This is a genomic window from Shimia sp. (assembly GCF_022448905.1).
Taxonomy (GTDB): domain Bacteria; phylum Pseudomonadota; class Alphaproteobacteria; order Rhodobacterales; family Rhodobacteraceae; genus Shimia.
Map to the genome: position 1 here is coordinate 178487 of NZ_JAKVCW010000007.1, position 18252 is coordinate 196738.

Below are 18252 nucleotides of genomic sequence, written 5' to 3' on the forward strand. Positions count from 1 at the left end.
ACTGTGGCGATGCGCTTCTGTGCATCATTTTCGAGATCTTACTGACGTTCGTATTCCGGGACAAAGGCGGCGAGCACCTTGGACTTGTCGTCGTCGTCGTACTCAAACAGACGATCATAGGTCGCGCCTTTGTCGGCAAAGTAGTCCATCAACTTGCGCGGATAATAAGACTGCGGCGCATCCTCAAAACCCGGCAAGGTCTTCAACAGCGCAGAGGTAGATTTTGCACATTGTGCCTCGGTCACCGGACCCAGCGACTCGGCGCCGCGCAGGGCCATCTCCGCAACCTGCGGGCTCACGTCGATGGACTGCACCACCACATGGTAGGTCTCGCGCGCATGAAAGCGGGTGTACTGATCCACCATATAAGGTGTCATGCCGTAGACCACATCGTTTTTTGCAACGATCGCGTCCTCTTTGCGGAAGGAGCCAGCCGGGTCAAAAGCCACGCGCTGGCTGCCATTGATCATCAACGAGGTATGCGCGCCGGAGCCGCTCTCGTTGGAGATCATGGTGTAGAGCGTCAGCTGTTTAGGGCCGTCATGCACATAACGCGCGGCCTCCACAGCGGCGTCCGGCGAGTTGCTGGACGCCGGATTTCGCACCGAACAGGCCGACACTGAAGCGACCAGCGCCACAAGCGCCAAACCACGTACCAAAACATTCATACCTGAGAACCCCGGCGAGACGCGATCAGCTGTTGAACAGCGCCAGGAAAATCAAAACGGCAATCGCGGCAACCGACACGTAGGTGGACCATTTGATAAAGCCTTCAAATGCTTTTTCCTGTGCTTCGATGTTCATCGAGCCGTGCTTGTGTTCTGCCATCTGGGTAATCCTTCCTGTTGCTAGAGCGCTGGATAGCTGATTCATCTGGCCCTGTCACCCACTCAGGTGTCGCAGGGTGGTGCATAGCGTTTAGGCGCTGTCTTTCTTCAGCCCCTCGGCCAATCGGAAACCAATCCGGGAGGGGGCCTCGCCAGTGTCTTTCTGTTTTGGCAAAGCCCGAAGCATGACGTTGAGCTGGCTAACGTGCTGCACCAATTGGGTTTTGATGCCGCTGCTGTCGGTGCCATAAAAGGTCACGATATCTGGATCAAAGAAGCCCATGCCCTCGATGCGCAACACACCCGCTTCGCCGCCGACAAAGCCCATGGCCACTTCGTGCTCGTTATCGAGCTGCTTTTCGAAGTTCTGAATGTAGAGGATCAGGCGTTCATAGGCCCATTCCGCCGCACTTTTCTGTTTCACCGGCTGTTTGGCGATGTCGTCGGGCACCGCAACGGTTTCCGCATCAGGGTCAGAATGCACCTCGTACAAGCGTGGCAAAGCCTCCGCTTCGATGGCTTCCGCGGTGGTTTTGATCTCATCAGTCATAGGTGTTCGCGCCTGTCAGTCTATTCGTTGCCACAGATACGCGCCGTCTTCGCGCGTCGTGCGGCTTGCAGCGCCAACTTGGTAAAGATGGTTGAGATGTGCAAGGGCTTCGACCAAAGCAAGACCGTAAGCCCCCCCATCAATTTGGCGTTTGAACAGCGGAAGGAAGCACTCTGCGGCGGTTTGTGGCGTGTCCAGATGCTCCAACAGGCGCTTGAGTGCACCGTGGTGGTTTTCGATCAGTTGCTTCATCCGCAAAGGCGCACCGGTGAAGGGCAGCTTGTGCCCCCCGAGGATCAGTTGATCGTCCCGGGCATATTGCTTGAGACGTTCGCAGGCTTCGAGCCAGTCGGCAACCGGATCGGCCTCGGGTTCGGTCGCGTAGACGCCAATGTTGGAGCTGATCGAGGGCAGAATTTGATCGCCCGACAGCACAAGGTTGTCATCCTGGGACCAGAAGGTGGCGTGCTCCGGCGCATGGCCGTTGCCGATATGTACGGTCCATCTGCGACCGCCCATCTCGATCACGTCATCCTGCTTGATGCGTTTGAAACCCAGAGGCATCGGCGCGACGACGTCGGCAAAATTGAACGGGCGTTCGCTGGCACGTTGGTTGTAGATTTCCTCGTCCATGCCGCAGGCGCGATAGAAATCCAGCGTTTCCTGACGTGGCACCGCCTGTTCGTCCAGTTGCAGCATGCGCGCAAAGAGCCAAGCCGTACGGGTGGTCCAAAGGCTGGCGCCGTGCTCGGTTTGGAACCAACCGGCGAGGCCAACATGATCGGGGTGGTGGTGGGTGACCACAACGCGCGAGATCGGTTTGCCGCCCAGCGGACCGGCCATCAGGGTTTCCCAGATGGCGCGGCCACGTTTGCTGTCAAAGCCGGTGTCGACAATGGTCCAGCTGTCGCCTTCGTCCAACGCGTAGATGTTGACGTGGTCGAGCTTCATCGGCAACGGCAGGCGCATCCAGAGGACACCAGTGGCCACTTCGATGGCCTCCCCCTCCGCCGGAGGGGTGTCCCATGGGTAGCGAATGCCTGCCGCGCCGTCTTTCATCAGGCTGCGCCCAGATCTTCTGGCGTGATCGCATAGAGGTCATCTGCGCCCTGCATCGCGTGCACCAGCACACCGGCGTGTTCCGGCAGCAGGCGCTGCATGTAGAAACGGGCCAGGCGCGTGCGTGCGCCGTCGCCGCCTTCGGCAATGGCGGCGCGCAGGTGGAAGTAGCCGCCCAGCACGCGAGCAAAGCCGCGCAGGAAGGGCACGGAGCCGGCAAAGCGGTCGTTCATGTTGCCTTGCGCAACCATCCATTCGGTGGCTTCGCGCAGGGTCTCGGTGGCCTGCCACAGCGGCTCGGCCAAATCAGACATGCTCTCGCGGACTTTTTCAGCGCAATCTTCGATTTCATCAAGCAGCGCATAGGCGGCGTCGCCCCCGTCCATCAGCTTGCGGGCCACGAGGTCCATGGATTGGATACCGTTGGTACCCTCATAGATCGCTGTCACGCGCACATCGCGGGAATACTGCGCCGCACCGGTTTCCTCGATGAAGCCCATACCGCCGTGGACTTGCACACCATCTTCAGAGACCTTGATGCCCACATCGGTGCCGAAGGCCTTAGCAATCGGGGTCAGAAAGGCGGCGCGGGCTTTCCAATCCTTGTCACCGGTGGCGGTGCCCATGTCGATCGCCACGGCACAGGCCATTTCGATGGCGCGGGCGGCAAAGATGTCTGCCTTCATACCGGCCAGCATGCGGCGCACGTCAGCGTGGTCCACAATGGTGCCGCCGCCTTCAACCGGAGTGCGGCCCTGTTTGCGCTCCATCGCGTAGTCCAGCGCCTTCTGGTAGGCGCCTTCCGCAGCGCCAACACCCTGACCGCCCACACCCAGACGGGCGTTGTTCATCATGGTGAACATGCATTTCATGCCGTCATGCGCGTCGCCTACGAGCCAGCCTTTGGCGCCATCAAACTGCATCACCGCCGTAGGGGAGCCGTGCAGACCCATTTTGTGCTCCAGACTCACCACTCCCAGAGTGTTGGCCACGCCGGGGTTGCCGTTTTCATCCGGGATGTATTTCGGCACTATGAAGAGGCTGATGCCTTTGGTGCCGGGCACGCCATTGGGCAGACGGGCCAGCACGAGGTGGCAGACGTTGCCGGTGAAGTCGTTGTCGCCCCAGCTGATGTAAATTTTCTGACCTGTCACGGCGTAAGAGCCGTCGCCATTGGGCTCGGCTTTAGAGCGCAATGCACCGACATCGGAGCCTGCGGCAGGCTCGGTCAGGTTCATGGTACCAGCCCATTCACCGGTGATCAGCTTTTCCAGATAGGTGGCTTTGATCTGCTCAGAGGCATGATGCTCTAGCGCTTCGATCTGGCCTTGGGTCATCAGCGGGTTGAGTTGCAGCGACAGGCAACCAGCCGCCATCATCTCATTCACCGCGGTGGTGATGGTGTGGGGCAGACCCATGCCGCCGTATTCCGGCGAGGCGGAAGTGGAAATCCAGCCGCCTTCGGCAATGGCTTTGTAGGCTTCGGCAAAACCTGGAGAGGTGCGCACAACGCCGTTTTCCAGAACCGCCGGGGTCAGATCGCCGTTGCGGTTGATCGGCGCCATGACCTCCTCAACCATCTTGCCCGCTTCCAGCAGGATCGCCTCGGTGGTGTCGCGGTCCGCGTCGGCAAAGCGCTCGGTGGAGGTGACTTTTGCAAAATCCACCACGTGGTCAAAAAGGAACTGAATATCGGTTACTGGGGCGCGAAAGGGCATCGGTCTCTCCGGCAGGCTTGGCATTACTTGCGGCTGCTTGTATGCAGCTTTGGGCCTTACGATAAGGGCCTTGTTGAACCGATCACAGAAAAACGCAGCGTCACAGGAGCGCCCCGTGGACACAGAACCCCTCTCCCCCGACGCCACTGGCTTTGCGCGCGCAGCATCGGTTTTGCAGGGGGGCGGATTGGTGTCTTTCCCGACGGAAACGGTATACGGGCTTGGCGCAGACGCGCGTCAGGACAAAGCTGTAGCGCGGATTTTTGAGGCCAAAAACCGCCCCACTTTCAATCCGTTGATTGTGCACGTGGCGGATGTGGCTGCGACAAAACGCTACGTGCATTGGAATGACATGGCAGACCGTCTGGCCGCCGCCTTCTGGCCCGGGCCGCTCACCCTTGTGCTGCCACTGCGAGATGATTCTGGATTGTCGCCACTTGTGACGGCCAACCTGCCAACCTTGGCGATCCGCGTGCCGGAACACCCGGTGGCGCAAGCTTTGCTGTCCACATTTGACGGGCCAGTGGCCGCACCGTCCGCCAATCCATCGGGCAAAATCAGCCCCACCCGCGCGCAGCATGTGATCAATGGCCTATCCGGTCGGATCGAGGCTGTGGTGGACGGCGGCGACTGTGGGGTTGGCGTGGAAAGCACCATTCTGGGCCTGTTTGACGAGCCCACTTTGTTGCGCCCCGGTGGGTTGCCACAGGAAGCAATTGAAGCCGCTCTGGGACGTCCGGTTGTGATCCGCTCGGAAGCTGATCCGCTTATGGCACCGGGGCAAATGCTGTCTCACTACGCGCCTGGCGCGTCGGTGCGCCTGAACGCGGTCGAGATCGTGAACGGCGAGCGCCTGTTGGGGTTTGGCAAGGTTGATGGAGCGACTTTGAACCTCAGCGCAGCCGGCGATTTGACCGAAGCCGCCGCCAACCTATTCCACCACCTGCACGCGCTGGACGCCGATGGCGATGCGCCTATTGCGGTCTCGCCCATTCCGGACCATGGACTTGGGCGCGCAATCAATGACCGGCTGCGCCGCGCGGCTGCACCCCGGGATACATAAAATAGAAAAAGGACTTACGCGTGTCCTGCCGCGGAGCTGAGCGTTAGCGGATCCACCCCAATGCTCTTAAGCGCCTCGGCCCATTTGTCCGAGTTCTTGGTGTCAAAGACAATCTGATCGGTGGCATCCGCAATCAGCCAACCATTGTCGCTGATCTCGTTTTCCAATTGCCCTGGCCCCCAGCCGCTGTAGCCCAGCAAGGTGAGCGCCTTATGCGGCCCCAAATCCTGCGCCATGTCGTCGAGAATGTCCTGTGTTGTGGTCAGGGCAAAGGTCGCGCCAACTTCGAGATTAGACAGGTCGGATTTGTATTCTGGCGAATGCAGCACAAAGCCACGCCCGGTTTCAACTGGGCCGCCAAAATGCAGAGAAGAGGCCGACTCAGGGGATTTGGGTTTGATCGAGAGCTGCTCAAACAAATCCGAAAGCTTCACGCCATCAATCGCCTTGTTCACGATCAACCCCATGGCGCCATCTGACGAATGTGCACAGAGGAACACCACCGAATGGGCAAAACGCGGGTCACTCATGCCAGGCATGGCGATGAGCAGCTGTCCGGTTAAATCCATTTGTGTGTCAGTGTCTTGTGTCGTGTCCAAGGGGACCTCATACGTTGAATGTCGACGTCTTCTTTCAACATGTGTTTCCCAGAGAGTAGACGCAAGAGGTAAGCAAACTGTTTCAATCGCTCTCGGTTTTCTGATCGGATTGTGAGTTGGATTTTAACCCGGTTTGGCCCATGTGTGGGGCATGAAGACACACTCCCTCCTCCCCTCGCTGGCGCTAGCCGCGCTGATCGCCCCTGCCCTTTTGCCTGCAAGTGCATCTGCGCAATCCTTTGATCAGGTGGTGCAGGCCGAGGTTTTGCCCGGCTGGCGCGACGCGGAGGGCAACCATATGGCGGCGGTGAAGATCACCCTGAACCCCGGCTGGAAGACCTATTGGCGCGCGCCGGGGGACGCGGGCATTCCACCGCAGATCACCTGGAGCGGATCGCGCAATATGGGCAGCGTGGCGCTGGAGTGGCCTACACCGGAAGTGTTTAACCAAAACGGCATGCGCTCGATTGGCTACAGTGATGAACTTGTGTTGCCGGTGCGGATTGCGCCGAAAGATGCAGGCAAGCCGGTGCGGTTGAAAGCCACGTTGGATATAGGTGTTTGCCGCGATATCTGTGTGCCGCAACGCCTAAAAGTGAAAGCAGAGCTGCCGCCCAGTGGCGCGCGCGATGCGGAGATTACAGCGGCGCTGGTGGATCAGCCGTTAACGGCACGCGAAGCCGGCGTCGGCAAAGTGACTTGCAAACTGTCGCCAACCTCAAACGGTGTGGCGCTAAAGGCGACCATTCACATGCCCAGCGCTGGCGGTTCTGAAGTGGCGGTGGTGGAAACCGCCGATCCCCATGTCTGGGTGGCGGAAGGCACCACCAAACGCCAGGGCGGCGCATTGGTGACCGAAACCGAGATGATGCATGTGGACGCCAGTTCTTTCATGGTGAACCGCGCCGATCTGCGGTTCACCGTGCTGGGTGCCAACCATGCGGTGGATATTATTGGCTGCTCAGGCTGATGCTGATTTGTTGCGTCCGCGCAGCATCATCCAGGCGACGCCGACCAAATAGCCTCCGAACGAAATTAACCATGCCCCGACGAGGAACAGCAACAGCGCTGGGAAAGTGCTGTTGAAGGTTTCCGTGGGCAGGCCAGCTTGCGCCAGAAGCGGATGAATCTCACCGTTCAGCAACACCCAGCCGAAAGTTGCCACCAGCCATGCAGCGATAACTGTTGCACACAAGAGCACGCCAGCGCGTATGCCTTTGGCACGGGGGGCGCGGCGCAGGGCCTGCATCTGGCGGGTGACATCATACTGGATCGCCACCAAAGCCGGCACCACCAGAAGCACAAGCAACATGCCAAAACCCAACCCGTAGACCAGTGTGATCACGGTAGGTTTGAGAAACTGCGCCTGCGCGCTGCGTTCAAACAGCAGAGGAGCAAGGCCCAACACGGTGGTGGCCGTGGTTAGGAACACTGGGCGCAATCGGTCGGCGGCGCCGTCAATGATCGAAGGGATCACCCCGCGGTCTTTGGCGTAGTCGTCAATTGTGGTGATCAGCACGATGCTGTCGTTGATGATGATGCCGGTCATGCCCAGCAGGCCAACAACCGTGAACATCGACAGCGGCACGTTGTGCCACCAATGGCCATAGATCGTACCGACCAGACCAAAGGGAATGATCGCCATAACCACCATAGGGCGGGTCCAGCTTGAGAACACCCAGGCCAGCACCAGATAGATGCCGGCAAGACAAAGGATCAGTCCTGAGCGGGCGTCATTGAGGAACTCGTCTTCCTGCTCCGCCAAGCCTGCGAGTCGCCATTCGACCTGCTTTTCGCTGGCAATGGTCGGTAGAATGTCGCTGCGCAGCTGTTCCAGGATGGCTTCGGCGCGGGCCGGGTCATCCTCAGAGATATCGCCGGTCACAGAGATCAGGCGCACGCCGTTTTCACGGCGCACGGTGGAGAAGCCGGTGCGACTTTGCACGGTCACAACATCTGCGAGCGGCACGTAAGCCCCGTTTGGGGTGCGCATCAGGCTGCCTTCTAGGAAGTCTGCGGTGAGTTCCCCTTCGGGCAGCTCAATGCGGATCGCGGCGCTGCGGGGGCCGTCGGGATAGGTGGCAGCTTCGATGCCGTTGAGGCGATGGCGCAAGACCTTACCTAGGGCGTCAATGGAAAAGCCCAGCGCGCGACCTTGCGGGGTCAGCTCTAGGATCAGCTCTTCTTTGTCGTAACTGAGGTTGTCCTCGACGGCGGAGACCTCACCAAACTCTTCCAGCGCGGTTTTTAAGGCTTCGCTGGCGGATTTGAGCGTTTCGCTGTCAGCGCCGGAGAACTGTACGTCCAGCGCATCACCGCCGGGACCGGAGCGCCAGCCTCGGAAGCTGATGGTTTCCACCAAGGGGTGGCGCGCGACACGGTCTTGCAGCTCGCCGACGAAGGCAAAGCTGGAATAGGGGCGCAGGTCGGCATCGATGAGTTCAATGGCAATGCTGCCCAGCAGATCAGGATCAAGGCTCTCTGAGCCGGGAATGGAGCGGCCGGAGTTACCGCCTATCTCCGCAATGACATAGTCCAGAGGGTTGGTACCAAACCGCTCCTCGTAGTCTTTGCCCAATTCTTCTGTGGCCCGTTGCATCTCTTTCATCATCGCCAGGCTGTCGGCGCGAGAGGCGCTTGGCAGCATGGCGAAGTTACCGGTCACCGAGCCGCGTTCCGGCGCGTTGAAAAAGCGCCATTTTACGTCACCGCCTATGAACAGCGCCGCTTGCATGGCCAGAGCAACCACGGCCACCGCCATGACAGGATACCGTGCCCAGATCACAAAGCGCATGAAGGGGCGGAACAGAGTTTCGCGCACCCAGCGGAAGCCGCGGTTCACCACGCGGGAGGGCACATCGTACCAATGCTCTTTGGCGGAGTTTTTAATGGCATGTGCCATGTGGTGTGGCAGGATCAGGAAGCATTCGACCAGAGACGCCATCAGCACCACAATCACTGTGAACGGGATGTCCGCAATCAGATCGCCAAAGCGACCGCCAATAAAGGTTAGGCCAAAGAAGGCAATCACGGTGGTGATGGTGGAGGAAAACACCGGCAGCGACATGCGTTTGGCGGCGTTTTCGGCCGCTACAAATGGTGTCTCATTGAGGCGGCGCGCGCGGGCGTCAGCGTGTTCTCCCACCACAATTGCATCGTCGACCACAATACCGAGTGTGATGATCAGGCCAAACAGCGAGATCATATTGATCGTGAGCCCGGCCGCATACATCAGAGCTACGGCGGCAAACATCGCCGTTGGAATACCAGCGGCCACCCAGAAGGCCGTGCGGGCATTCAGGAACAAGAACAACAGCACGATCACCAGAGCCAGCCCCATCAGACCGTTGTCAATCAACAGGTTCAAACGTCCGGTAATCGCCTCTGAGCGGGTGCGGATCAGCTCGATTTTCACGCCTTGCGGCAAGGTCGCCTGCATCTCGGCTGCAACATCTTCAACCACCGCCTGCATCGCAATGGCATCCCCGGCCTCTGTCCGATCTACACGAACTGAAATTGCTGGATCTTCGCCAACAAAATAGGTGCGGTTGCGATCCACGCCCTCAACGCGCAGAGTGGCCACGTCGTCCACGGTCAGTTTGGTGCCATCGGAATTGGAGCGCAGCACAATGCCGGCGATCTCATCCGGGGCGCGTTTTTCCACCCCTGTGCGCACACGAGCAAAGGCCCCCGTTACGTCGCCAGCCGGGTCTGCGTTGACCTCTTGCGTCACGGCCTGCGCGATTTGCTCCATGGAGATGTCGTGGGTGATCAGATCCACAGAGGATACTTCGACAATGGTCTGCCGTTCAGCCAAGCCGCGAATGGTGGTGCGGGTGACACCCTCGGTATAAAGCCGCGCGACAAATTCATCGGCAAATCGCGCGATCTGATCAATGTCCAATGGACCGGTGATGACCACATCGGTGACACGATCACGCCAAGCGCCGCGCCGGACCGTTGGGTCTTCAGCTTCAGTTGGCAAGGTGTTTACCGCGTCCACGGCAACTTGGACGTCATCGGTCGCGCGGGCCATATCCCAGCCGGGCTCAAAATCCAGCGTGATGCGGGCGCTGCCCTCGGTGGAGCGCGAGGCGGTGCTCTCCACACCTTCCACAGCAAGCAGGGCAGGCTCCATCACCTGTACAATCGCCGCATCGACATCTTCGGCCCCTGCCCCCTCCCAGACAACCGAAACTGTCACGTTGTCAACAATCACATCCGGAAAGAACTGCGCCCGCATGCGTGGCATAGCGGCGATTCCCGCCAATATCAGCACCACCAAAAGCAGGTTGGCGGCGGTGGCGTGGCGGGTGAAGTAGCTCAGAATGCCGCTGGCGCGGTCGCCGATTTCCCGCATGGCTTAGCCCCCCATCCGGCTGCGCAGGCGTTCCACCATACGCGCGGGCACTTCCGGTTGGCTGAGCGCCTGCAACATGCGTTTTTTGGCGTCTGACGGAATGCGCCCATTGGCCTCAATTGCGGCGACAAACTTGGCGCGCTCCTCCTCACTCAAGGCGACCATGGCTGGGGCGTCGGGGATTTTTTCCTCACCGGTCAGGGGCTTCACCGCGATGCCTTCACCCAAAAGCGGTGTGCGACGCGACACCACCTGTTGCCCTGCCAAACCACGTCCGCGCACCAACACGTCGTCGCCTTGCCGGCGCACAAGGCGGACTTTTTGGGTGGTCAAGCGGTTGCCTTCGCCCACAACCAGCACCTCATGGGCGGCGTTGATCGCGGTGGCAGGCAAACGCACAACGTCTTCCAACTCGGGTTCGCGTACGCGCACGGTGACAAAATCGCCGGGCTTCAGGCCGCGCGGGCCATCAAGGCGGGCATAAAGTACGCGCCCGGTTTGGCCTTCGCCCACGGCGGCGGCATCGCGGGTAATCACACCAGTTGCCGTCAGGTCTGCACCCAGTACATCCATAGCCACTTTGACTTCCGCGCGTTGCAGGTTGTTGGCGTCATCCAAAAGCCGTGCGTATTGCGTGGTGGACACACGGAAAGCCACTTCCAGAGCTTGTGCATCGATCAAAGTCGCAAGGCGTTCGTTCATAGAGACCAAACCGCCCTGCACGATGTTGACCTCCGACAGCGTGCCGGAGAAATCCGCGGTGATGATGGTGTCGTCGAGGTCTTTCTGCGCCTCGGCCAGCAGGATCTTGGTGCGGTCCAGGCGGGTTTTGGCCTGATCCACGCGGGCCTCAGCCTGTGCCAAAGCACGGCGGTTGGACAAGACAGACTGACGCGCGGCGGCTTGCGCCAGCTCAGCCACTTCGACAGCAGCCGCGGTGCCCACGCCACGCTCTTGTAGGTCGATCTGGCGATCAAAGGCTTTTTGGCGCAAACCCAACTGCGCCTCGGCGGATTTCAGTTCGTCCTGCGCCAAGATCAGCGTGCGGTCCGCGTCGCGCTGTTCCGCTTCTGCGTCCAGAAGGTCCGCAGCGATGCGGTCCAAGGCATAGCGGGCCTTGGTGGGGTCAATTTTGGCGAGCACTTCGCCCGCTGAGACATTGGCACCGTCCTCAAAATTCTCGGATAGGAAAATCACCGTGCCTGCGGCAGCGGCGCGGACTTCCAAAGAGCGGCGGCTTTGCACCTCACCAAAGGCGACCAATTCCGGTGTCTCTGCGCCGGGCTGTGCGGTTTTTACATTGACCGTAAAGACACGCTCGCGCGCAGGCGGACCTTTGCTGTCGCGGGCCATACGCTCTTCGACAGCGTTAAAAACAAGGCTGCCCGCATAAAGGATCAAAGCCACTGTAGCGGAGAGCAAAAACAGCCCCGTCAGACTTTGCCGCAAAAATCTCATCTGCCTCGCCTCCCAGCGTCGGTGGTATGGTCCATGATGCGCTTGCCCGGGTCAAAAGCCAAGGCACGCATAGGTGATACGGACAGGTGCAAACGTTCCGTCACATTTTCTGTCAAAAAGTTTGGCGGAGGCCTGAAATTACTTGGACCGCTTCAAGTGCTCGTCCAGCCGCGGCATGATTTCCACAAAGTTGCAGGGCATGTGGCGGTAGTCGAGCTGGTACTTCAGGATTTCGTCCCAAGCGTCTTTGCAGGCACCCGGGCTGCCGGGCAGCGCGAAGAGATAAGTGCCGTTGGACACGCCGCCGGTGGCGCGGGATTGCACAGCGGAGGTACCGATTTTCTGCATCGACACCATGGTAAAAACAGTGCCAAAGGCCTCGATTTCTTTTTCATAAACGTCGCGGTGCGCCTCCACAGTGACGTCACGCCCGGTGAGGCCGGTGCCGCCAGTGGAGATGATCACGTCGATGGCCTCATCCGCGCACCATGCGCGGAGTTGGTCGGCAATTTCGGCGCGTTCGTCTTTGATGATTGTGCGGTCGGCCAGAACGTGCCCCGCCTCTTCCAGCCGAGCCACCAGTGTGTCGCCAGATCGGTCTTGGCTGAGGTCGCGGCTGTCACTCACTGTCAGGATGGCGATCTTCACGGGGATGAAGGTTTTGCTTTCGTCGATGCGGCCCATGGCGGTCTCCTAGGCGGATGGCTCTATGTCAAACCACGTGCCGGTGGGTCCGAGGTTCACAACTTTGGACGGGCCAACCTGCGACGACTGGCCCCAACAATCGTGGATATGACCACATAGGACCAAGGGCGGCGCAATGCGCTCTATTGCCTCAAGCACTGCGGTGGAGCCAAGTGAGAGGCCGGTGGAGGTCACATCAACATGGCCCTTGGGTGGCGAGTGGCTGATCAGGATGTCGGCGGTTTCGCAGGCGGTGAGCATGTTGGCGGCGGTTTGCTCGTCGAGGTCGCAGGACCAGTCTTTGAAGGGCGTGACAGGCACGGCATAGCCGAGGCCAAAGATATTGAGGCCCTCGAAGGTATTCGCCTCACCGTGAAGGACCGTGGCGTTGCTGGGCGCAGCGGCGCGCAATTCGTCTTCGCTTTCGTTGTTGCCCGGCACCATGAGGATCGGCGCGGTGATGCCCGCGATCAGGTCTAAGGCTCCGGGCAAATCTATGCGGTGGTTTGTAAAATCCCCTGCCGCAATCACCAGATCTGCGTCCTGGCTCATCTCAACAAGGCGACGGGCCGCAGGGGCAGCACGGTGCAGGTCGGAGAAGGCGAGAATCTTCATGGGGTCGCGTCCAGTTTGGCTTTCAGGCTCAATAGGTCGGCCCATGCTTCACGTTTTAGAGCCGGACGGCGCAACAGCTCCGAGGGGCTCATCATCGGCAGCACCGGTTTGTCAAAGTATGTCTGCCACTCGCCACGGGCCCGGTTGATGCCACGCTTGCCGGTGGCGCACTCCAAGGCGGCGTTGCCCATCACCACAATATAGTCGGGCGCGACCAGTTGCACATGGCGCTCCACAAAGGGACGCATCATGGCCAAAACGGCTGGCGGCACTTCGCCCCCCCGTTGCGCCCGCCAGGGCACAACCGGCACGATGTAGACGGCGTCTTTGCTCAGCGGCACATCGCGGCCCATGTCCAGCGCGGCAAACATATTGTCAAACAAAGTGCCAGCGCGGCCCATGTAGGGTTTGCCTGCGCGATCCTCATCCCGATCCGGCGCGTCCCCAAGCACCATAACGCGCGCGGCGGGATTGCCATCAGCAAAGACCATTTTGCGCGCGCCGCGTTTGAGGGTGCAATGTTCAAACTGCGCCAAGGCTTGTTCCAGCGCAGCAAGATCCCCTGCGGCTTTTGCGGCCTTTTCAGCCTCCGCCACCGGATCGATCGCGGGCTTACGAACCGGTGCGGCAGGCGCCTCCGGCATGGCCGCAGCGGCTTTTTTCTTGGGGTCTTCTTTGGGGACTTCGTAGCGGTCCAGAGGCGCGTCCAGAATGGCTTCGGTGGCGCCAAGTTCCACATGCCATTCCAGCAAGGCGCGCGCCGTATGATAGTCCAATGCCGATTCCATAGCCGCAGAGTAGACCGGCTGATCGACAGACAAAAGGGCGCATAGTCTTCGATCCCGACGACGGGTGCTTGCCCCGCCTTCTCCGCCTTCATATAAGCAGGCCAATCTCGGCAAAAGGAGCAGCACATGCGCTTTGATCACAAGCATCTTTTGGGGATCGAGCCTTTGCGGCCCGAAGAGATCACCACCGTGCTGGACCTCGCGGATCAATACGTCGATCAGAACCGCCGCGCGCAGAAGCATTCCGATGCGCTGGCCGGTCTCACGCAGATCAACATGTTCTTTGAGAACTCCACCCGCACACAGGCGAGTTTTGAGATCGCGGGCAAACGTTTGGGCGCCGATGTGATGAACATGGCGATGCAGGCGAGTTCGATCAAAAAGGGCGAGACGCTGATTGATACGGCGATGACGCTCAACGCGATGCATCCTGACCTGTTGGTCGTGCGTCACCCCCATTCCGGTGCGGTGGACCTGCTGGCGCAGAAAGTGAATTGCGCCGTGCTGAACGCCGGAGATGGTCGACATGAGCACCCAACACAGGCGTTGCTTGATGCCCTGACCATTCGCCGCGCCAAAGGCCGGTTGCACCGCCTGAACATCGCGATCTGTGGCGACATTGCGCACAGCCGTGTGGCGCGCTCCAACCTGATCCTGCTCGGCAAGATGGAAAACCGCGTGCGCCTGATCGGGCCGCCGACATTGGTGCCCGGCAATTTCGCCGAGTTCGGTGCGGAGATTTATGAAGACATGGAAGAAGGTCTCAAGGATGTGGACGTGGTGATGATGCTGCGCCTTCAGAAAGAGCGTATGGACGGCGGGTTTATTCCGTCGGAGCGCGAGTATTATCACCGCTATGGTCTGGACGCCGCCAAGCTGGCCCATGCCAAAGACGATGCGATTGTGATGCACCCCGGCCCGATGAACCGCGGCGTGGAGATCGATGGCGAGATTGCCGACGACATCAACCGCTCGGTCATTCAGGAGCAGGTGGAAATGGGCGTGGCCGTGCGTATGGCGGCGATGGACCTGTTGGCGCGCAACCTGCGTGCCTCCCGCCAGACAGAGGTGATGGCATGAGCGAAGATCCCAAAGACCCGCGCATGTCCGGCATGGTCGCCACCGTGGCGCTATTGGTGATGTTTGCCTTTGTCGGCCTGATGATCTGGATCGGGGGCTAAGGCACGTGCAGGTCTCCTCTTCAGAACGTGGCTTGGTGAGGCTGTTTGCCGTTGATCTGCCGTCTGAGGACATGGACACATTTCGTGCACAGAAGACTGGCGCAGATGGCGCGCTGCTGTCCTGGCCTTTGAAGGAGGCGCTTGGTTTCACCTATCTGGATGAAGACTTCATCGAGCTGTTCCCGGTGAGCGACCTCGAAGAGCTTGGCCTGACCGGCTACATGGTCGAAGGCCTTGGCATTGCCCAAAAGGACGTGGACGAAGACGCCGCGCGCTTGGCGGCGCAAAAGGGCTGGGTGCTGGTTGTGCTGTCGGCGGCCTTTGATGGCGTGGCGCAGACATTGTCCCCCAAAGCGCCGCTGCGCTGGATTGGCACCTACAAAGAAGATGGCGCGCCGGTGCATTTTGAACCGCTGCCGGATGCAAGCGCCAAAGGCGCGGCCCCGACCGGTGGGGAAACGCCACCCGCCCCGTCCTCCAACCCACATATGACACTTTTGCTGGCCCTCGTGGCCCTGCCCCTTGTTGCGCTTGTACTGGGCGTGCTGCTGTTCTGGATTTTGTGATGCCTGATCTTTTGACACCCACCGCAGAGCTTTTGGACGGCGAGACCGTGATGCAGAGCTTTCAAGGCGAACGCAGCAGCTATGTGCGCACCAACGCCTGGATCGCCGCCGGAGCCATGGCCGCCGGCATGGGCATCTTGTGGGCCGTGGGCAACCCTTATGTCTGGACCGGTGCCGTTGGAGGCTTGGCCGCGGTTGTGGTGCGCGCGGGCTACCTGATGTCTGATGAATTGGCCGTGCGCTGGGATTTGACCAACCAACGGCTGCTTGGCCGCGGCGGGCGGGCGATTGCGCTCACCAACATTGCCGAGCTGAACAAATTGGGCAGCTTTGTCCAGGTGGTCACGAAAAACGGCGACAAGCACCTGATCAAATACCAAGCGGACCCGCAGGCCACCATGGCCGCGATTGAGCGCGTGAAAGGTGCATAACATCATGAACGACGATTTGTATGGATACGAATTGGAAGATGGGGAAAGCATCGTCTTTGCTCAAAACCAAAGCTACAACATACGACCGGCTTACGTGCTTTACGCAATTATGTGTGTCGCATGCCTGCTCTACTATTTCTTTGTGGTCGATCTGTTGCCAGAAAACATGCTCGACAGATCTGCGCTTCACATTTTGACATTTTTGATAATTGCGCTCGGGATCACCCCTCTTGCGACACGCCTTCATAGAAAGCTCACACAAGGTGTTTTTGAACGGCCCGTTGTCGTGACAAACCGGAGAACACTGCTCCCAAATGGTGATCGACTGACGCATCAGGCAGTAACCGAAGTCACGGCAAGCTATGACACCCTTAAGGTGAAAGGCTCCAAGTTGGCAGACGGGCTCAAAATTACTGGATTGCCCAACCCTCAAACCCTCAAAACCGCCATCGAAAGGCACCTACAATGAGCACGCTCTTCACAAACGCCCGTTTGATTGATCCGGCCAAGGACAGCGACGCCCTTGGGTGGGTCTTGGTGGCCGATGACGTCATTGCAGAGGTGGGCTATGAGGCCGCGCCACAGGCAGATGAGGTTGTCGATTGCGGTGGCAAATGTCTGGCGCCGGGGATTGTGGATATTGGCGTGAAGGTCTGTGAGCCAGGGGAGCGCCACAAGGAAAGCTACAAATCCGCTGGCGCAGCGGCGGCGGCGGGTGGTGTGACCACCATGGTCACGCGTCCCGACACGCTCCCGGCGATCGACACGCCGGAGGTGCTGGAGTTTGTCGAACGCCGCGCCAATGAGGCCGCTCCGGTGAATGTGCTGCCGATGGCGGCGTTGACCAAAGGCCGCGACGGCAAAGAGATGACGGAGATCGGCTTCTTGTTGGATGCGGGCGCGGTGGCCTTCACCGACTGCGACAACGTGGTGACCGACCCCAAGGTGCTGTCCCGCGCGTTAAGCTATGCGCGCTCTTGTGGCGCGTTGGTGATTGCGCATCCGCAGGACCCGGGCCTGTCCAAAGGCGCGGCGGCCACGGCGGGCAAGTTTGCAGCGCTGCGCGGTTTGCCAGCGGTGTCGCCGATGGCAGAGCGTATGGGGCTGGACCGAGACATGGCGCTGGTGGAGATGACCGGCGCAAAGTACCACGCCGATCAGATCACTGCCGCCCGGGCCCTGCCCGCTTTGGAGCGCGCCAAGAAGAACGGGCTGGACGTGACGGCGGGCACGTCGATCCACCATCTGACACTGAACGAGTTGGACGTGGCGGACTATCGCACGTTTTTTAAAATCAAGCCGCCGCTGCGGGCGGAAGAGGATCGATTGGCGCTGATCGACGCGGTGAAATCCGGGTTGATTGACACAATTTCCTCGATGCACACGCCGCAGGACGAAGAGAGCAAGCGCCTGCCGTTTGAGGAAGCAGCCTCTGGTGCAGTGGGGCTGGAAACCCTGCTACCAGCGGCACTACGACTCTATCACAACGGCAGCCTGACGCTGCCGGAACTGTTCCGCGCCATGGCGCTGAACCCGGCCAAACGTCTGGGGCTCAACAGTGGCCGGTTGGAAGCGGGGGCGCCTGCGGATCTGGTGCTGTTTGACGCGGATGCGCCGTTTGTGCTCGACCGGTTTAAGCTGAAGTCCAAATCCAAAAACACGCCGTTTGACGGCGCCCGCCTGCAGGGTAAGGTGCTGGCAACTTACGTGGCCGGTGCGGCCGTATACCGGAGAGATTGATGCCCGTCTTGGAAACTGCGTTGCCTGCCCTGCTGCTCTGGGCGGTTGTTGGCTATGTGCTGGGGTCGATCCCCTTTGGCATGGTTTTGTCCAAGGTCATGGGGCTGGGCAATCTGCGCGAGATTGGATCAGGTAACATTGGCGCCACCAACGTGTTGCGCACTGGCAGCAAGAAGGCGGCGGCGCTGACCCTGATCCTAGATGGCGGCAAAGGAGCGGTGGCCGTGCTGATCGCGCGGGCCATGGCTGGCGAAGACGCGGCGCAGGTGGCGGGGCTGATGGCCTTCCTGGGCCACTGCTATCCGGTGTGGTTGAAGTTCAAAGGCGGCAAAGGGGTTGCGACCTTCCTCGGCCTGATGTTGGCTTTGGCGTGGCCTGTCGGCATTGCCTGCTGTCTCACTTGGCTGGCGACCGCTGCGGTGAGCCGGATTTCATCGCTCTCCGCTTTGGTGGCGGCGGCCTCCAGCGCCGTCTGGATGCTGATTTTAGGCTATGGCAGCGCAGTCGTTCTGGCGATCCTGCTAGCGGTGATTGTTTTTGCCCGCCATCATGAGAACATCGCCCGTCTGCGGGCTGGCACCGAGCCGAAGATCGGTGCCAAGAAAGGCTAAGC

General features: G+C 60.0%; 19 protein-coding genes. 8 read left to right on the forward strand and 11 right to left on the reverse strand.

Annotated elements, in window-relative coordinates; all coding sequences use genetic code 11:
• Window positions 1–38 precede the first annotated feature (38 nt).
• The 5 genes from MK208_RS10650 to MK208_RS10670 form a co-directional block, all read right to left on the reverse strand.
• Complete coding sequence (locus tag MK208_RS10650; RefSeq protein WP_294116482.1) at window positions 39–668, reverse strand: hypothetical protein; 630 nt, start codon at window positions 666–668, stop codon at window positions 39–41.
• A gap of 25 nt (window positions 669–693) precedes the next feature.
• Entirely contained in the window at window positions 694–828 is a 135-nt protein-coding gene (locus MK208_RS10655; protein ID WP_294116483.1) for an aa3-type cytochrome c oxidase subunit IV, read from the reverse strand.
• A 90-nt stretch (window positions 829–918) separates the two neighbouring features.
• A complete protein-coding gene (locus tag MK208_RS10660; RefSeq protein ID WP_294116484.1) occupies window positions 919–1377 on the reverse strand; it encodes a DUF6173 family protein in 459 nt (152 codons plus the stop codon).
• 15 nt (window positions 1378–1392) lie between these two features.
• Window positions 1393–2436 (reverse strand): MBL fold metallo-hydrolase, encoded by a 1044-nt coding sequence (locus tag MK208_RS10665; RefSeq protein WP_294116485.1) that lies wholly within the window; start codon window positions 2434–2436, stop codon window positions 1393–1395.
• Window positions 2436–4154, reverse strand: a complete 1719-nt coding sequence (locus tag MK208_RS10670; protein ID WP_294116486.1) for an acyl-CoA dehydrogenase — start codon at window positions 4152–4154, stop codon at window positions 2436–2438. The genes MK208_RS10665 and MK208_RS10670 overlap by 1 nt, the downstream gene beginning before the upstream one ends.
• Before the next feature lie 115 nt (window positions 4155–4269).
• Between MK208_RS10670 and MK208_RS10675 the strand changes: the two genes are divergently transcribed.
• The gene (locus MK208_RS10675) at window positions 4270–5217 is read left to right on the forward strand and encodes an L-threonylcarbamoyladenylate synthase (RefSeq protein ID WP_294116487.1); all 948 of its coding nucleotides are present in this window, start codon (window positions 4270–4272) and stop codon (window positions 5215–5217) included.
• A 14-nt stretch (window positions 5218–5231) separates the two neighbouring features.
• Here MK208_RS10675 and MK208_RS10680 read toward each other — a convergent pair whose 3' ends face one another.
• Window positions 5232–5816 carry a YqgE/AlgH family protein gene (locus MK208_RS10680; protein ID WP_294116488.1) on the reverse strand — a complete coding sequence of 195 codons (585 nt, stop codon included), beginning with the start codon at window positions 5814–5816 and terminating at the stop codon, window positions 5232–5234.
• 151 nt (window positions 5817–5967) lie between these two features.
• Between MK208_RS10680 and MK208_RS10685 the strand changes: the two genes are divergently transcribed.
• Window positions 5968–6786, forward strand: a complete 819-nt coding sequence (locus tag MK208_RS10685) for a protein-disulfide reductase DsbD domain-containing protein (RefSeq protein WP_294116489.1) — start codon at window positions 5968–5970, stop codon at window positions 6784–6786.
• On the opposite strand, the gene MK208_RS10690 is transcribed toward MK208_RS10685, so the two are convergent.
• The 5 genes from MK208_RS10690 to MK208_RS10710 all read right to left on the reverse strand — a co-directional run bounded on the left by MK208_RS10690 (window position 6778) and on the right by MK208_RS10710 (window position 13721).
• Complete coding sequence (locus MK208_RS10690; RefSeq protein ID WP_294116490.1) at window positions 6778–10176, reverse strand: efflux RND transporter permease subunit; 3399 nt, start codon at window positions 10174–10176, stop codon at window positions 6778–6780. The two genes, MK208_RS10685 and MK208_RS10690, sit on opposite strands and share 9 nt — an antisense overlap.
• 3 nt (window positions 10177–10179) lie before the next feature.
• On the reverse strand, window positions 10180–11634 hold the full coding sequence (locus MK208_RS10695; protein ID WP_294116491.1) for an HlyD family efflux transporter periplasmic adaptor subunit: 1455 nt from the start codon (window positions 11632–11634) through the stop codon (window positions 10180–10182).
• Between the two features lie 138 nt (window positions 11635–11772).
• The gene (gene moaB / locus MK208_RS10700; protein ID WP_294116493.1) at window positions 11773–12318 is read right to left on the reverse strand and encodes a molybdenum cofactor biosynthesis protein B; all 546 of its coding nucleotides are present in this window, start codon (window positions 12316–12318) and stop codon (window positions 11773–11775) included.
• A 9-nt stretch (window positions 12319–12327) separates the two neighbouring features.
• On the reverse strand, window positions 12328–12933 hold the full coding sequence (locus tag MK208_RS10705) for a metallophosphoesterase (protein ID WP_294116495.1): 606 nt from the start codon (window positions 12931–12933) through the stop codon (window positions 12328–12330).
• The gene (locus MK208_RS10710; protein WP_294116496.1) at window positions 12930–13721 is read right to left on the reverse strand and encodes a uracil-DNA glycosylase; all 792 of its coding nucleotides are present in this window, start codon (window positions 13719–13721) and stop codon (window positions 12930–12932) included. The genes MK208_RS10705 and MK208_RS10710 overlap by 4 nt, the downstream gene beginning before the upstream one ends.
• Window positions 13722–13847: 126 nt before the next feature.
• Between MK208_RS10710 and MK208_RS10715 the strand changes: the two genes are divergently transcribed.
• From MK208_RS10715 to plsY, 6 genes are all read left to right on the forward strand, one after another.
• Entirely contained in the window at window positions 13848–14801 is a 954-nt protein-coding gene (locus MK208_RS10715; protein WP_294116497.1) for an aspartate carbamoyltransferase catalytic subunit, read from the forward strand.
• A gap of 172 nt (window positions 14802–14973) precedes the next feature.
• The gene (locus MK208_RS10720; RefSeq protein ID WP_294116499.1) at window positions 14974–15468 is read left to right on the forward strand and encodes a hypothetical protein; all 495 of its coding nucleotides are present in this window, start codon (window positions 14974–14976) and stop codon (window positions 15466–15468) included.
• Complete coding sequence (locus MK208_RS10725) at window positions 15468–15899, forward strand: hypothetical protein (protein WP_294116501.1); 432 nt, start codon at window positions 15468–15470, stop codon at window positions 15897–15899. The genes MK208_RS10720 and MK208_RS10725 overlap by 1 nt, the downstream gene beginning before the upstream one ends.
• A gap of 4 nt (window positions 15900–15903) precedes the next feature.
• On the forward strand, window positions 15904–16368 hold the full coding sequence (locus tag MK208_RS10730) for a hypothetical protein (protein WP_294116503.1): 465 nt from the start codon (window positions 15904–15906) through the stop codon (window positions 16366–16368).
• Window positions 16365–17639 (forward strand): dihydroorotase, encoded by a 1275-nt coding sequence (gene pyrC, locus MK208_RS10735; protein WP_294116504.1) that lies wholly within the window; start codon window positions 16365–16367, stop codon window positions 17637–17639. The genes MK208_RS10730 and pyrC overlap by 4 nt, the downstream gene beginning before the upstream one ends.
• Window positions 17639–18250 (forward strand): glycerol-3-phosphate 1-O-acyltransferase PlsY, encoded by a 612-nt coding sequence (gene plsY, locus MK208_RS10740; protein WP_294116505.1) that lies wholly within the window; start codon window positions 17639–17641, stop codon window positions 18248–18250. Before pyrC ends, plsY begins: the two co-directional genes overlap by 1 nt.
• Window positions 18251–18252 lie beyond the last annotated feature (2 nt).

Bases quoted from the DNA above. Each gene is read 5' to 3' on its own strand.
- pyrC (WP_294116504.1), top strand. From the start codon at position 16,365: ATGAGCACGCTCTTCACAAACGCCCGTTTGATTGATCCGGCCAAGGAC.
- MK208_RS10720 (WP_294116499.1), top strand. From the start codon at position 14,974: ATGGACACATTTCGTGCACAGAAGACTGGCGCAGATGGCGCGCTGCTG.
- plsY (WP_294116505.1), top strand. From the start codon at position 17,639: ATGCCCGTCTTGGAAACTGCGTTGCCTGCCCTGCTGCTCTGGGCGGTT.
- MK208_RS10695 (WP_294116491.1), bottom strand. From the start codon at position 11,634: ATGAGATTTTTGCGGCAAAGTCTGACGGGGCTGTTTTTGCTCTCCGCT.
- MK208_RS10655 (WP_294116483.1), bottom strand. From the start codon at position 828: ATGGCAGAACACAAGCACGGCTCGATGAACATCGAAGCACAGGAAAAA.
- MK208_RS10715 (WP_294116497.1), top strand. From the start codon at position 13,848: ATGCGCTTTGATCACAAGCATCTTTTGGGGATCGAGCCTTTGCGGCCC.
- moaB (WP_294116493.1), bottom strand. From the start codon at position 12,318: ATGGGCCGCATCGACGAAAGCAAAACCTTCATCCCCGTGAAGATCGCC.
- MK208_RS10730 (WP_294116503.1), top strand. From the start codon at position 15,904: ATGAACGACGATTTGTATGGATACGAATTGGAAGATGGGGAAAGCATC.
- MK208_RS10705 (WP_294116495.1), bottom strand. From the start codon at position 12,933: ATGAAGATTCTCGCCTTCTCCGACCTGCACCGTGCTGCCCCTGCGGCC.
- MK208_RS10685 (WP_294116489.1), top strand. From the start codon at position 5,968: ATGAAGACACACTCCCTCCTCCCCTCGCTGGCGCTAGCCGCGCTGATC.
- MK208_RS10690 (WP_294116490.1), bottom strand. From the start codon at position 10,176: ATGCGGGAAATCGGCGACCGCGCCAGCGGCATTCTGAGCTACTTCACC.
- MK208_RS10670 (WP_294116486.1), bottom strand. From the start codon at position 4,154: ATGCCCTTTCGCGCCCCAGTAACCGATATTCAGTTCCTTTTTGACCAC.
- MK208_RS10665 (WP_294116485.1), bottom strand. From the start codon at position 2,436: ATGAAAGACGGCGCGGCAGGCATTCGCTACCCATGGGACACCCCTCCG.
- MK208_RS10710 (WP_294116496.1), bottom strand. From the start codon at position 13,721: ATGGAATCGGCATTGGACTATCATACGGCGCGCGCCTTGCTGGAATGG.
- MK208_RS10650 (WP_294116482.1), bottom strand. From the start codon at position 668: ATGAATGTTTTGGTACGTGGTTTGGCGCTTGTGGCGCTGGTCGCTTCA.
- MK208_RS10725 (WP_294116501.1), top strand. From the start codon at position 15,468: ATGCCTGATCTTTTGACACCCACCGCAGAGCTTTTGGACGGCGAGACC.
- MK208_RS10660 (WP_294116484.1), bottom strand. From the start codon at position 1,377: ATGACTGATGAGATCAAAACCACCGCGGAAGCCATCGAAGCGGAGGCT.